Source organism: Corynebacterium stercoris (assembly GCF_024160105.1).
GTDB classification, from domain to species: domain Bacteria; phylum Actinomycetota; class Actinomycetes; order Mycobacteriales; family Mycobacteriaceae; genus Corynebacterium; species Corynebacterium stercoris.
Genome location: NZ_JAMFTQ010000004.1, coordinates 151,737 through 166,294, shown reverse-complemented (window position 1 = coordinate 166,294; position 14,558 = coordinate 151,737). Strand labels below are relative to the sequence as shown.

General features: G+C 65.1%; 11 protein-coding genes. 2 read left to right on the top strand and 9 right to left on the bottom strand.

Going from position 1 to position 14,558, the window contains the following annotated elements; all coding sequences use genetic code 11:
• Nucleotides 1–2,889 (bottom strand): Rib/alpha-like domain-containing protein (locus M5J20_RS05385; RefSeq protein WP_253577276.1); only part of this gene is annotated, 2,889 nt, incomplete at its 3' end.
• A 364-nt stretch (nt 2,890–3,253) separates the two neighbouring features.
• Complete coding sequence (locus M5J20_RS05380) at nt 3,254–4,543, bottom strand: adenylosuccinate synthase (protein WP_253577273.1); 1,290 nt, start codon at nt 4,541–4,543, stop codon at nt 3,254–3,256.
• 52 nt (nt 4,544–4,595) lie between these two features.
• Between M5J20_RS05380 and M5J20_RS05375 the strand changes: the two genes are divergently transcribed.
• Both M5J20_RS05375 and M5J20_RS05370 read left to right on the top strand, forming a co-directional pair.
• Nucleotides 4,596–5,504: a hypothetical protein gene (locus M5J20_RS05375; protein WP_253577270.1), complete on the top strand. Its 909-nt coding sequence runs from the start codon at nt 4,596–4,598 to the stop codon at nt 5,502–5,504.
• Nucleotides 5,505–5,815: 311 nt separating this feature from the next.
• Nucleotides 5,816–6,754, top strand: coding sequence for a DUF2382 domain-containing protein (locus tag M5J20_RS05370; protein WP_253577268.1), 939 nt, complete (start codon nt 5,816–5,818; stop codon nt 6,752–6,754).
• Between the two features lie 406 nt (nt 6,755–7,160).
• Here M5J20_RS05370 and M5J20_RS05365 read toward each other — a convergent pair whose 3' ends face one another.
• From M5J20_RS05365 to M5J20_RS05335, 7 genes are all read right to left on the bottom strand, one after another.
• Nucleotides 7,161–8,468 (bottom strand): FUSC family protein, encoded by a 1,308-nt coding sequence (locus M5J20_RS05365; RefSeq protein WP_253577265.1) that lies wholly within the window; start codon nt 8,466–8,468, stop codon nt 7,161–7,163.
• A gap of 95 nt (nt 8,469–8,563) precedes the next feature.
• Nucleotides 8,564–9,598 (bottom strand): class II fructose-bisphosphate aldolase, encoded by a 1,035-nt coding sequence (fbaA, locus tag M5J20_RS05360; RefSeq protein ID WP_253577263.1) that lies wholly within the window; start codon nt 9,596–9,598, stop codon nt 8,564–8,566.
• 49 nt (nt 9,599–9,647) lie between these two features.
• Nucleotides 9,648–10,847 carry a glycoside hydrolase family 76 protein gene (locus M5J20_RS05355; protein WP_253577260.1) on the bottom strand — a complete coding sequence of 400 codons (1,200 nt, stop codon included), beginning with the start codon at nt 10,845–10,847 and terminating at the stop codon, nt 9,648–9,650.
• 10 nt (nt 10,848–10,857) lie between these two features.
• Nucleotides 10,858–11,511: a TrmH family RNA methyltransferase gene (locus M5J20_RS05350; RefSeq protein ID WP_253577257.1), complete on the bottom strand. Its 654-nt coding sequence runs from the start codon at nt 11,509–11,511 to the stop codon at nt 10,858–10,860.
• Nucleotides 11,501–12,040, bottom strand: a complete 540-nt coding sequence (gene pyrE, locus M5J20_RS05345; protein WP_253577254.1) for an orotate phosphoribosyltransferase — start codon at nt 12,038–12,040, stop codon at nt 11,501–11,503. The genes M5J20_RS05350 and pyrE overlap by 11 nt, the downstream gene beginning before the upstream one ends.
• Nucleotides 12,037–13,437 carry a TtfA family protein gene (locus M5J20_RS05340; protein WP_253577251.1) on the bottom strand — a complete coding sequence of 467 codons (1,401 nt, stop codon included), beginning with the start codon at nt 13,435–13,437 and terminating at the stop codon, nt 12,037–12,039. Before M5J20_RS05340 ends, pyrE begins: the two co-directional genes overlap by 4 nt.
• A 262-nt stretch (nt 13,438–13,699) precedes the next feature.
• Entirely contained in the window at nt 13,700–14,554 is an 855-nt protein-coding gene (locus tag M5J20_RS05335) for a sulfurtransferase (protein ID WP_253577248.1), read from the bottom strand.
• Between the last annotated feature and the right edge of the window lie 4 nt (nt 14,555–14,558).

Sequence of the window (14,558 nt, the reverse complement as noted above, 5' to 3'; positions counted from 1 at the left end):
CCGGACCACACCAGTCATACCCTCAGTCGGGTTCATGACCGTATCGTCCAGCTTCTTCGGCTCACCACCAGCCGGCACCTGCTCAACCTCAGTACCCGGCTTCACCACCGGCGAGGCCGGCGTCACCTGCAGCGTGACCGTAACCTCGTCGTGCGTCCCGTCAGGGTAATCCACGATAACGGTCACGGGATACTCGCCGACCGTTTCAACCTTCGGCTTTTCCAGCCAGTGGAACTTCGTGCCCTCGGGCAAATCGCCGGGGTTCTCAATGGCCGTCTCAGGGTTCGGCACTTCACCATTCTGATTGACGGTGATGTCCTTACCCACTGGCTCGTGCTGGTCTGCCATGCCCGTCACCTTGATGGTGACAGGCACATCCTCGGTAGAGCCATCGGGGTAGGTCACCCGAATAGCGTTTTCGAACGTCCCTGGTGCCTCGGTAGAGGGAGGAGTGACCCAGTTGTACTCGGTACCGTCGGGCAGATCGGTCTTGTTCGTGATCACACCGGAGGCGTCCGGAACCGCTGCGTTTTTCTCCAGCACAGGGTTCTCCGCGACAGGAGTAAACGCATCAGCCTGAGAGTTCACGTGCACCGGAACGTAAATGACCTCGGAAGACTTATCCGGGTACGTCACCGTGACCGGGATCTGGTAGTCACCCCAGTGCTCAGCGGACTTGATGGTGATCTTGCCGGTCTCCGGATCGACCTTCACGTCGCTGAATGCAGGCTTCTCCCTGCCGCCGCCCTCATAGGTCGGCAGCGTCTTCGAGTCGATGGAGAACTTCGCTCCAGGGTTCTCGGTTGGCTGCTGCTTAGTGTCCTGCCACTTCGGTGCAGGAACCTCGAAGGAAGTCTTGGAATCAACCTGAACCTGGTCGTACACGGGCTCGAATCGGTCCGATTCGTTAGGCACCGGTGCGAACTCGACCAGCGCAAGGTCACGGGTGTTGCCTTCGTACACCACCAGTACCGGAACAACGACGTTCTTGTCACCGCCACGAGCGCTGTTCGGCAGCGTGACTACGCCCGTCTTGGGATCAACGCTGGCACCTTCAGGCGCGCTCGGTGCCAGGGTGTACTCCTTCACCGGCACCTCAGAGTTGTTCACACGCTCGCCCTTAACACCGTTCTTCTCGGTGTAGAAGACCGGCGCTGCAGACTCCGTCGCCTCTGCCGAAACGACACCCTCGTATTCCGGCTTGAACTTGGAGGCATTACCGGACGAAACGATGAAGGAATCGGACGCACGAACGTCGCTGCCGACGATGAGGTACGCAGTGTACAGGTCACCGTCTTCGGCACCCGCCGGAACCGTCAGATTCGCCTTCGCCTCATCACCGCACTTCAGCACCGGGGTGCCCGGGGCATCGGTCGGAACGGTGACGTTTTTCCCGCCGCTTTTAACCGGCGCACCGGAGGGATCGACAACAATTGTGTTGCCCTGCTTATCCGTCTTGGTCCACACAATGCGGGTTTCCTGAAGCGGCACAGTGCCGTCAATGATCAGTTCGGCCGTGTTGCCAGGTTCCGCCGGGAAGTCGAGCTCGTCAAAGCCGCGAACAAACAGCTGGATGTTGGACTCATACGGAGTCGACTGAATCGCAAAGTTCTCGTTGATAACTGCGCCGACCAAACGGGACGGCACCACGGTCGGGCTCCAGTTATTCGCACCGACAGCGTTGCCAAACTCCGCGTGCACAAACCCGGAAGCCGCCTGCATGATCACGCCGTTGGGATCCTCGACCCACATGTACACGTCGCGTGTGACGTCGGCAAAGCTGCGGCCGGCAGACTCGATGCCGTCGATGGAATACAGGCCATCCTTATCGGTGGTGCCAACGTAGGTTTTCTCCAGCCACTCGGGGTGAGCAAGGAGACGCTTCTTCGTCTCTGCAGAACGCAGCTCGACATCAACCCTGGAGATGTCCGCGAGCCCCTTGACACCCTCTTGGGTCAGCGTGGTCAGGTAGACCTTGTAGCCTGCCGCCGGAGCGTCCTGGCCGAACTTACTCGGCTGGTAGGACGGGCCGGTCATACCGTTGGACGCATCGGCACCTTGGCCGCCTTCCATCCACACGCGACCCGCGACGCGGTTCTTGCCGGTGTTCGCCCCCGGGCCTTCACCAACGAAGTTCATCTCGACGACGTTGGCGGACTTCATGTAATTGCGGTTCGTCGCCAAATCAATCGGCAGCTCCGCAACCCAGCGATCGACCCTTTGCTGGTTGACACCGATGAGCTGGAACTGACCCGTGTTGCGAGTACCACCGAATGCGGTGCGGAAGTAAGGGCGAATGCCATCACCGGCACGGACGGGGTACATGATATTGCCCGAGCGCTCATTCACCGTCGGCTCAACCCACACACGGTAGAACTGGTCGTTGTAGGCGCCGAAAACGTGGTGGTTACCTTGGTTGTCGTAGAAGCCCTCGCGCAGGTCGAAAGCGTAAGACCCGGAGTAGCCGGCACCGAACGCATCGCCCGGGATGGTGTGGGTTTCAGTGACGTAAATCGGGGAAAGCACACCGGTGGCGGAACGCCACTGCATGTACACCTTCGTACCTTCCGGAACGGCAAGCTTGCTCGCGGACTGGTTGTTCGTAATGGTGCCGTAGCCACCGATGAACACGTGGCCAGAAATGGTGTTCTTGGCATTCGTCGTGTCAACACCGTTGCGGACGTACCCGTTCGCAATCGCGTCCGCCTTCACAGCGTTAGCCAGGTCAGCATTCGGGCCGTAGGAGTAGCCAGTACCTGCGCTGGGGGCTTGACAGTTTGGGTCGAGGTTGTATGGGAGCGCGCGGTTGTTGCCCTGCGCGGCCAGGGTTTCAGTTGGGGCCGCTTGCGCAATCGGCTGCCCAAACGGCAACACAAGAGCTACAGACATTGCAGCCGCCGCCACGGATGTGCCACGGCGACGAGCGGAATTACGGCGTGCAGGTTGTGCCTGAGACATAGGTCCTTCCTGGAGCGTGTGGGATTGACGTTGGCGGATCATCCTTCCGCACCCCAGCGAGGCCGAAGCAACTCTGACTGGAGCGTCACCTTCGCATAGACACAAGGCAACAACGTCGTGTACAGCACAACACTACAGCGAATTTAAAGCGCTATCAAGTTTGCATTATTGCGAGAAATTGTTTAAAGCGCCCAAAAGCTAAATTTTCGATACAAGAAACTATGGTCATTTCAAGCAAGGAAAAAGGTACCGAGCGCCGGAGCGTCGGTCCCTATCGTCGTAAAGCGCGCGCCCCCTACCGCTCCAGAATGTCGTTGCGCACGATTGTCTGGTCCCGGCCCGGGCCCACGCCGATGTAGCTGATCGGCGCGCCGGAGAGTTCTTCCAGGCGCAGCACGTAGTCCTGCGCCTTCTTCGGCAGTTCGTCGAAAGTCTTGCAGCCGGTGATGTCCTCGTCCCAGGCCGGCATGGTCTCGAAGATCGGCTCCGCGTGGTGGAACTGGGATTGGGTGAGGGGCATTTCGTCGAAACGCTCGCCCTCCACGTCATACGCCACGCAGATCGGGATCTCGCCGATGCCGGTAAGTACGTCCAGCTTGGTCAGAAACAGGTCGGTGAAGCCGTTCACGCGGGAGGCGTAGCGGGCGATCACGGAGTCGTACCAGCCGCAGCGGCGCTTGCGGCCGGTGTTCACGCCCACCTCGCCACCGACTTCCTGCAGGTAGTCGCCCCATTTGTCGAAGAGCTCCGTCGGAAATGGTCCCGCACCCACGCGCGTAGTGTAGGCCTTGACAATGCCCAACACGCCGGTGATCTTGGTCGGGCCGATGCCGGAACCCACGCACGCGCCGCCGGCCGTCGGGTTGGAAGAGGTCACAAACGGGTAGGTGCCGTGGTCCACGTCCAGCATGGTGGCCTGCCCGCCCTCCATGAGCACGTGCTTGCCCTCGTCGAGCGCCTTGTTCAGCGTGTACTCCGCGTCAATCACCATCGGCTTCAGGCGGTCGGCGTAGCCCATGAAGTAGTCCATGGTCTCATCCACGCTGATGGCGCGGCGGTTGTACATCTTCACCAGCATCTGGTTCTTCACATCCAGCGCAGATTCGATCTTCTGGCGGAGGATGCTTTCGTCGAAAATGTCCTGCACGCGCAGGCCCACGCGCGCAACCTTGTCCGCATACGTCGGGCCGATGCCGCGGCCTGTGGTGCCGATCGCGCGCTTGCCCAGGAAGCGCTCCTGCACGCGGTCCAGCGTCTGGTGGTACGGCGCAACCATGTGCGCGTTCGAGCTAATCCGCAGGCGGGACGCGTTCGCGCCGCGCGCCTCGAGGCCGTCGATCTCCTCGAACAGCGCCTGCAGGTTCACCACCACGCCGTTGCCTAGGATCGGCACCGCGTTTTCCGAGAGCACACCGGCGGGCAGCAGCTTCAGCTCGTACTTCTCGCCGCCGACAACCACGGTGTGGCCCGCGTTGTTGCCACCGTTGGGCTTGACCACATAATCGACCTTCCCGCCGAGGATGTCGGTGGCTTTGCCTTTCCCCTCGTCGCCCCACTGGGCGCCCACGATGACGATGGCGGACATGTTCCACTCCTTATATAGGGCCTGCAACCGTGCATATTGTAGCGTGACCTGCATGCGTCTCATTCATTGCGCGTGCGGTACCAGCGACATCCTTCCCGGCGCCGAGCATTATGCGCTGCCCGCAGTGCCCACGCGCAAGGACCTCCGCTTCCTCGACGACGCAGCACGCGAGGCGCTCCCCGCCGATCCGACCCCCTCGCTCGCGGAGATTCAGGCCGCGCCCGACGTCGCGCACCTCGGCGAGCCGCAGTTCGCGCCGCAGCAGCCCGATGAGGCCCTGCGCGTCATCGTTTCCGGTACCGACGCCGCCCTCGGCGCCATCCTCACCCGCCTCATGCGCGCCGACACCATGTGGGTCGAAGTCGCCTACATCCCCTCCGACCCCACCTCCCCCGCCGCCGTCTGCTGGGGACTTTCTTCGCTTAACGACGTTCATTCCTTCGCCCTCGAAGCCCCAGTCACACCCGCGGCCTGTATCCGCACCGACACCGGCGACGTGGTCGCCGGCTCCGCCTCTATTCACCGGTTCGGCGGGCGCGAGGAGTTCGTCGGCGAGATCGTCGTGGATTCCGAAACTCTGGTGTTCCGCGACGGTTCCGCCCCCTCCGCGCGCTTCCACGGCCAGTTCGGAGCGCGCCTCGTACCCACCATGGACGCTCCAGGAATTGCGTGCGCGCCACTGACCACTCCACTTATCAGCGAAGGTTCCCCCTCGCGGCGCTCTCCCGCGCAGCTCGAATGGCTCGCATCCACGCCGGGCCTGGGCTGGATAACCCGCGGCAAGTCCGTTCCCGCAGGTCAAACCGATGGTTCGCGCGTGCTTTCCGGTCGCGCGGTCCAGACCGGCGGCGAACAGATCGCGGTGCGTATCGACGATCAGGAGAAGCCCCGGCCCGTTTCCCGCGCCACCTTTTACCGCCATCTGCGCGACATCCAGAGCGTCAGAAACGCCCAATTTTGACCTATGTGATTAAGATCACACTGTGACTTTTGTGGCGCTTTGTTGGTGATTCGTAATCAAAAAGAGATGGGTAATTCCTGTGGGCGGGGAGCCGTGCGTCGGAAAGCGAGTGCAAACTCGCAGGTAGGGACGGTGTTCCACGCGGTATACCTGAAATCTGGAATTGTGTCGGTAAAACTTTCGTTTGATACCGACAATTTCCCGGTCGGCCCGGCGGCACTTTTCAAAACGTGGCTACGTTGGGGCTTGTTCCCAAACGGGATCCGCTCCGAATCACCGGAGTGGACGAGATAGACCACTTAGGAGAAATCATGGCTGACTACAACCGCATTGAGGACCTGGCAAACGCGACCGCATACGACGTCAACGGCGACAAGGTTGGTGGCGTGAAGGACGTTTACGTCAACGACACCACCGGCCAGCCGGACTTCGTTTCCGTGAACCACGGCCTCTTCGGTGGCGGCGACTCCATCGTCCCGCTGCGCGGCCACACCCTGCGTGACGGCGAGCTGCACCTCGCATTCCCGAAGGAGCGCATCGAGGACGCTCCGGACCTGGACGAGAACGGCCACCTCACCACCGAGGACCAGGAGGCGTTCTACCGCCACTACGGCCTGACCGAGACCCAGGATGTCACCACCTACCAGACCGGCGCTGAGTTCGGCGCTCCGGCTGCTGCTGGTGCCGCAGGCGCTGGCGCTGCAGCTGGCTACGCTGCTGGTGAGCGCGAGTACGCTGAGACCGACGTTGACGCTGACCGCCGCGACTTCGTTGAGACCGAGCGTCGTGACGCTGTCGCAACCGACAACGACACCATCATCCGCTCCGAGGAGCAGCTCAACGTTGGCACCGAGCGCGTCGAGTCCGGCCAGGTTCGCCTGCGCAAGTACGTCGTTTCCGAGACCGAGACCGTTGAGGTTCCGGTTGAGCGCGAAGAGGTTCGCGTTGTCCGCGAGCCGATCACCGACGCTGACCGCGCTAACTTCGACGGCCAGATCGGCGAGGCTGAGGCTTCCGTGACCCTGCACGAGGACCGCGTCACCGTGTCCAAGGAGTCCGTGCCGGTTGAGAAGGTTTCCCTCGAGAAGGAGACCGTCCGCGACACCGAGCGCGTTTCCGAGGAGGTCCGCAAGGAGCGCTTCGAGACCGACGGCGTTGTCGAGGGCACCGCTGACTACGACCGCACCGCTGCTGACTTCGACGCCGAGGGCCGCGTCCCGGGTGCTGAGGGCGACGCTGACGTCCGCTAACTAGCGACCGAGGTTGTAAGCGCTCTGGGCGCCAACACCTCTTAGATACGAACCCTGGTGGGAAGCTTCCCCCCAGGGTTCTTTCGTATTTGTGGGTGCGTCGTGGCGGCGGCGGGTCCGTTGGCGGCGACAGCACCGTTGGCGGCGGGCCGGGGGCGGCACCGGCCGGGCCGGTTCCTGCCACAGAATGCATTTCGGGCTGCCACAGAATGCATTTCGGGTCCAAAAGATCCCTTTTCGGGCCCCGAATGCAGTCTGTGGCAGGGGCCGGAGTGGCACCCCTACATTTGCTGACAAGATCTTTCTCTTCGGCCCCCAAATCCCCAGGTCGCTACATCTGCTGACAACCTGTCGGAGGTGGCGGAGCCCGCCGGGGGCCCGCGGGGCCCGCCGGGGACCCTCCGCGCTACAGTTCGAACTGCTCCGGTGGGACGTGGGGCGTGGTGGAGGTGGGGGCGAGCGCCGCGAGGGCCGATTCGCGGGACATGCCGCACACTTGCAGCAAGTCGACGACCAGCGAACGGGTCTGGGCGAGAATCGCGTAGGCGGAGAGGACCGGTTCGGGGCGGTCGGCGCTCCCGCCGCCAGCGTAAGCCCCTTCCACAACCTCCATGCCGGAGCGCTGAGCAACGCCGCGCAGCTGGTTAACTAAGCGGGGGATCATGACCGCTTGGCCGCCGACGCGCCCGTCGATGCCGCCCGCACCCGCGCCCGCGCCGTCGCCACCAGCACCGTCGTCACTACCGGCACCACCACCAGCTTCAACGTCGCCGGCTGTACTCCTACCACGCCTTCCGCGGGCGGCGTCGATGTCGTACATCTCGGAGATTTCGAGGCAGACCTGGGAGCATTCGTCGATGAGGGAGATTTGGAGGTCGGTGACGGTGTCGTCGTCCTCGCAAAGCACGAGGGCGCGGCGGGCGAGGACGCGGGTGGTACGCACCGCGTTGTCCACCGGCGGGATCACAAGGGCGAGGGAGTTGATGTAGCGGCGCTGGCCCCACAGGAACGGGGAGAGCTTGGAGGTTTCCTCGCCGGACTGGATGGCGGCGGACATGGAGTCGATGCGCGACTGGGTGCCGCGGATCAGGTCGAGGGCCTCGCGGATGCACTCGGGGTTGCCGGTGCGCAGGCCCTCGGCGACGTCGTCAAGCACGGAGCTCATGAGCCCCATGATGTGGGAGATCTCGGCGCGGGCGGAGGCCATGGGGCCGGTCGGGATGAGGGCCAAGGTCAGCAGGGCGACGGTGCAGCCGACGAAGGCGTCGATGGTGCGGTCGATGCCGGTCACCTCGGCGCCCGGGGGCATGATCGTGGCGATGAGGATCGAGCCAATGGCCACCTGGTTGATCAAGAGCTGTGACTTTGAGAAGAACGACGCGATGAGCAGGGAGCCGCCGACAATGACGGCGATTTGCCAGCCGCCGTCGCCGAGCCGGTAGAACAACAGATCACCCACGAGCACGCCGAGGATGCAGCCGAGCGCAATGTCGGCGGCCTTGGAGATGCGGTCGCCGCTGGTCACGCCGATGATCAGCACCACCGCGATGGGGGCGAAGAAGGGGCGCTCGTGGTCGATCAGGTCTTTCGAGATCCAGTAGGCCACACCGGCAGCGATGGCCGTCTGCATGATGGGGATGAACCCGCGGCGCACGCGGCGGAGCCGCGCCTGCACGGATTTGTCGACTGCCCGTAGGCGGTCGCGGGTGCTCATTCGTTGTTGGGGCATGTGGGATACCGGCTCCGTGAAAAGAACGTCGAAAAGCAAAAAGCACCGGGGATAAACCCGGTGCTTTCAGAGCTTAGCGCTTACTTGGACACGCTCTTGCCCACGGAGTGCAGGTCCTGGCACGCCTCGATCACGCGCTCGGACATGCCCTGCTCGGCCTTCTTCATGTAGGAACGCGGGTCGTAGACCTTCTTGTTGCCAACCTCGCCGTCGACCTTGAGCACGCCGGAGTAGTTCTCGAACATGTGGGACACGATCGGGCGGGTGAACGCGTACTGGGTGTCGGTGTCCACGTTCATCTTCACCACGCCGTAACGCAGCGCCTCCTCGATCTTCTCCTTCTCGGAGCCGGAGCCGCCGTGGAAGACGAAGTCGAACGGGTTCGCGCCGGCCTCGAGGCCCAGCTTGCGCTCCGCAACCTTCTGGCCCATGTCCAGGACCTCCGGGCGCAGCTTCACGTTGCCCGGCTTGTACACGCCGTGGACGTTGCCGAAGGTGGCTGCCAGCAGGTAGCGGCCCTTCTCGCCGGTGCCGAGCGCGTCGATGGTCTTCTCGAAGTCCTCCTCGGTGGTGTAGAGGTTCGCGCCGGCCTTCGCCTCGACGCCGTCCTCCTCGCCGCCGACGACACCGATCTCAACCTCGAGGATGATGTTGGCGTTGTGGGCCTTCTCGAGCAGCTCCTGCGCTACCTCGAGGTTCTGGTCGATCGGCACTGCGGAACCGTCCCACATGTGGGACTGGAACAGCGGCAGCTCGCCGCGGTCCACGCGCTCCTGGGAGATGGCGATCAGCGGGCGCACGTACTCATCGAGCACCTCGAGCTGGCAGTGGTCGGTGTGCAACGCAATGTTCACGTCGTAGTGCTGGGCGACCTCGTGCGCGAACGCTGCGAGCGCCTTTGCGCCGGCGACCTTGTTCTTCACGCCCAGGCCGGAACCGAACTCGGCGCCGCCGGTGGAGAACTGGATGATGCCGTCCGACTCCGCCTCGGCGAAGCCCTTGATGGCGGCGTTGATGGTCTCGGAGGAGGTGCAGTTGATGGCCGGGAATGCGTAGCCGCCAGCCTTAGCGGCATCGAACATCTGGGCGTAGACTTCGGGGGTTGCAATAGGCATAGGTGACCTTCCTTCGTGGGAGCCAGTTACACCCCCAAGTATGCCCCTTTTACGCCAGCCCTGCAGCTGCGACCGCGGCCGCCGCCTCCAGCAGCATCCACCCAGACAGCTGGACGGACAGGTCGCGCTCGTCGATGCGGAGCAGGCCTACGGCCTCGCTTATCGACGCCGGTCCCAGCCCGTAATTGTGCGGCAAACGCGCATCCTCGTTCCACTCCGCGGGGAAGATCGGCAGCCCGTCAACCTCCAGGCGGTGCGACCACATCGACTGCGCGGAGGCGAGCACGAGACGGGCGGCGACCTTCTTCGTGGCCATGTTCTCGCGGCTGTCGGCTGGCAGGCGCACCGCCACGTCCGCGAGGTAGCGGGCGAGGATGCCCTTGAACAGGCCACCGTCGCCCTCGCCAGTTTCGGATTCGGGGCTCAAGATCACGCCCTGCGGGCTGGCGAGGTGCAGCGCCACCGCCTGCACAATCGCGCGGATGTGGGTGATGTAGAACACTGAGGCGTCGGCGCGCTCGGAGTACTCGAAAGAGTCGATGGGCTCGTCGCGCTCCAGGCCGACGTCGGCACGCAGGGCGAGCGCGATTTCCAGGCTCGCGCCGAGGACGGTGCCCTGGTTCGCGGTGTAGATCTTCTCCACGACTTCGGGCCCGTGCATGCGCATGCGGATACCGTCGTTGAGCAGGCCGGATTCGGTGACGAGGTTGTCGAAGATCCAGTCCACAATCTGGCGCGCCTTGTCCAGGCGGCCGGTGCGGGCGAAGAGGATCGCGGCCGGCGCGTTGGAGGAGATGTTGTAGTACGTCTCCCCCACCCGCCACGGCAGCACGCCGGTGACAGAGTCGATGCCGGCGAGCACGTCGAACTCCAGCTCGTCGAGCGCCTTCGTGCGCTTCAGCCCGTCCAGCTGCAGCGCGCGGTTCCACGCGAGCGCCATCCACGCCTTGTCGTCGTTGTGCTGGTTCGCGGTCAGCTTGCCGCTGTGGCGGCGCTGGATGCCGCGGATGGTGTCCCCGATGCGGCGGCGGCGCGACTTGGTGGGGCGGCGCAGCGCGGCGTCCACCTGGCAGTCCAGGTACTGCGCCTGCCACCAGTAGTGCCAGTGCAGAAACACCTTGTCCTTGGTCCCGGGCGGCCACGTCGCCATGGCGAGGTTGGTTTTCGGGATGCCCCAAAGACGCGAGGCGTGGCGCTCGTCGATGGCGGAAGCTGCCAGGTCAGCGCGGTGCGACCAGGTTTCGGGCATGGTTACCGGTTTACCACGCTTGGCTCAGATCTGCGTGCTGGCGCACCCACGCGTGCATGGCGATGCCCGCGGCCACCCCCGCGTTGATGCTGCGGGTCGACCCGAACTGGGCGATCGAGCAGGTCATCGCGGCCGCGTCCTGCGCCGCGTCCGTCACGCCGGGGCCCTCCTGGCCGAAGAGCAGCACGCAGCGGCGCGGCAGCTCGGCCGTCTCCAGCGGCACGGAGCCGGGCGTGTTGTCGATGGCCACGATCGTCAGCTCCTCCGCCCGCGCCCACGCCACCAGGTCCGCCACGGTCTCGTGGTGGCGGATGTGCTGGTAGCGGTCCGTCACCATCGCGCCGCGCCGGTTCCACCTGCGCCGGCCCACGATGTGCACCTCGCGCGCCAGAAACGCGTTCGCGGTGCGCACGACCGTGCCGATGTTCATGTCGTTCTCGAAGTTCTCGATCGCCACGTGGAAGTCGTGCCGCCGCGTATCCAGGTCCGCCACAATCGCGTCCAATGACCAGTACCGGTACGCGTCGACGACGTTCCTCGAGTCGCCGTCGGCGAGAAAACGAGCGTCGAAACGCGGGTCCTCGGGCCACGGACCTTCCCAGGGGCCGACGCCGTGGCGGCCTTCCTGCCACTCGGTCGGGCCGCGGCCGTCGTTAAGCGTCAAGCCCGAGGTCCTCGAGGCCCAGCAGGAAGCGGTACTCGAGGCCGGCGTCGGCGAGGACCTCGGCGGCACCGGTCGCGCGATCGACGACCGTCGCCACCGCCACGACCTCCGCACCCTCCGCGCGGCAGGCCTCCACCGCGGTCAGCGGGGAGTTGCCGGTGGTCGTCGTATCCTCCACCACGAGCACCCGCTTGCCGACAATCGACGGCCCCTCAACCCGGCGCTGCATCCCGTGCTTCTTCGCCTCCTTGCGCACGACGAAGGCGTCGATCGGGCGGCCGTCCGCGTGCATCACCGCGGTCGCCACCGGGTCCGCGCCCAGCGTCAGGCCGCCGACCGCCACGTAATCCAGGTCCTCCGTCAACTCGCGCAGCAGATCGCCGATCAACCGGGACGCCTCGTGGTGGAGCGTCGCGCGACGCAGGTCGACGTAGTAATCCGCCTCCCGCCCCGAGGACAACGTCACCTTCCCGTGCACCACCGCCAGCTCCTTGACCAGCTCAGCGAGGCGCTGCTTCTTCTCACTCATCGTTTTCGCTCCTTTTCTGGTGTTGCGTCCTGGAAAATCGACGGCGGGGTCTGCGCCCGGCGCGCCCGGGTCAGATCACCCGTTGCGTCCGGCGCCGTGCCGTCCGCGATGGCTTCAACCTCGTCCCCGCCGACAGCGCGCAGCTCCACCGGCCCGCGCACCGCCCCGGTGGTCCGGGTCGGCAGTTCCAGCGGCTCCTCGGGACGCTGGACTTTTGGCTTTTCGACGTCCGCTTCCACCCTCTCCACCGGCACAACCTCCGCCGTGGCTTCCGGCGTGATTGCGTCGAGGTCGAGCGGTTTCGGGTCGCGCGGCGGGAGGGTGCGGGCGGCGTCGGCAAGCAATGCGAGCGGGGCGAGCGTGGCGTCCCAGTCCGCGGGCGTGGAGTGGCCGTTGCCCGCGAGCTGCGCGAGCGCCCACTCGCCCTCGAACCACGCGGCGAGGACGGCAGGCGGCAGCTCGTTGAGTGCGGTGCGGACGCGGATGTCGATGAATCGTTGGGCGGGGCCCGCCTCCGTCGCGTAGACGGTAAAGCCTTCTTCGTTGGCGACCTCCACCAGGTCGTCCGACGAGGCGGCCGTGAAGTGTGCGGCGTAGCTCGCACGGCGCATGTCTACGACCATGTCGCTGACCTCGCCCGTCGCCATCGCGATCACCGTTGCGTCGCCGAGGTCCATCACGTGCGTGTCGTGCCCGTACACGTGGCCGCTCGCGATGTCGCGCACCGGCGCGCCCGTCGACGCTGCCCCGCGCTGCCACTCGCCTGTCAGGAAATCGTCCTGCTTGGCGAACGTGAACCCGTTCGCTTCCGCCCACGACCTACGCTCCCGGCGGCTCGCCCCCGGCAGCTGCAAACCCGAGCGGCGGTGCTGCCACGGCTGTGGTTTCGCTTGTGGTGTGGGTGCAGGTGCGGGCTCAGCGTGCGCGGGCTCAGCGTGCGCGGGCTCCTCGGCTGGTTCAGGCTCGGGTTCCTCGGGCGTGTCGAGCTCGAACTCCCCCTCCAGCGGCACCGGCGTGTCCAGTTCGTATTCTGCCTCGTCGGCGACGTCGAACTCCTGCGCCGCGGCCGGCGTGCTTGCCGGCACCCACCGGGTAGACCCCGACTGCGCGGGTTCGACCGCTTCACCCCCCTGGGTGTCTACCTCCAGGGAGACTGTATCCTCAACGGGCTCGGGGGAATCGTCAATAAGCACGGGCTCGATGCCGGGCGTCGTTTCGTCCTCGGACGGCGGTACCGGCGCGGGTGCTTCGGGAGCGGGCTCCGGTTCGACGGTGCTGGTCTCAAGGTCCTCGCGGGGCGCGGGCACCGCGGCGCGGCGCTCGCGGGCATCGGCGTTCCAGAGCCAGATGCCGGCTGCGAGCGCGATCAGCGCGAGGAGGATAAGTAGGTATGCCATCGGGCAAAGATGTTACTGCCCAAACTGTCACTCGGCGCTGAGGGCGCGGGGTCCCCTAGTCTGGCCCGCCGATCGCTCTGTCACAGATTGCATTTTGGGGCACACCGAAATGCTCTTCGCGCTACATTTTGGAATCCGCGGATAAATGTGCGCGAGCCACACATAGATCCGCGGAATCACGAATTTGACGCATTGCCTGAGCAACTCACCGGTGCCCCGTGCACTCGCGGCCGACGATTCAAGCGTCCGCGCAAAACCCGAACTAGACATCGACCTCGATGGGGTTGCGGTTGTCGGCGGCCCACTGGGACCAGCCGCCCACGTAGTGGGTGACCACCGGGAGGCCGGCGTGATCCATGGCGGCGAGCAGCAGGGCGGAGTGGTTGCCGGAACCGGAGTAGACGATGACGCTGGCCGGGTCGGTGTCCTCGGTGATGCCGACCTCGGCGAGGCGGGCGCGGATCTCCTCCGGGCTCTTGACCTTTACTTCGCTGGATTCGCCGATCTCGTTGAACAGCTCGGACACCGGCAGGTTGATCGCGCCCGGGATGTGGCCGGCGCGCAGGTCGAGGATTTCGCGGCGGCCTTCGAAGCGGCGCTTGGAACGAGCGTCGAGAAGCGTGCCGTGAAAATCGCGGACCTGCTCGATGGACGCGAGCGGCAGGTGGTCGGGGGAAATCTCCACCTCGCGCGGGACAACAACGTTGCCCGGGCCGGCGACGGTGGGCAGGTCCGCGGCATCCCAGGCCGCGAAGCCGCCGTCGACAATGTGGACGTCCTCGATGCCGGCCCAGCGCAGGACGAACCAGGCGCGGGCGGCGAAAAGGCCGTTGCCGGTGTCGTAAATGTAGGTCGGGCGGCCGGGCTCGATGCCCCACTGCTTCACTGCCTGGTTGACCACGTCGATGTGCGGCATGGGGTTGCGGCCGTTCGCGCGGCCGGGCATGCCGGCGAGCTGCGACGCGGGCTCGCAAAACAGGGCGGTCGGGATGTGCTCGGACTGGAACTTCGACCACGCCTTGCCCTCCTTGAACTCCCAGAGGGCGGCGAGGATGGTGTGCTTCTTACCGGTTTGGATGCGTTCGTGCAGGGCTTCGGCGGAGACAAAGACGCTCATGCGC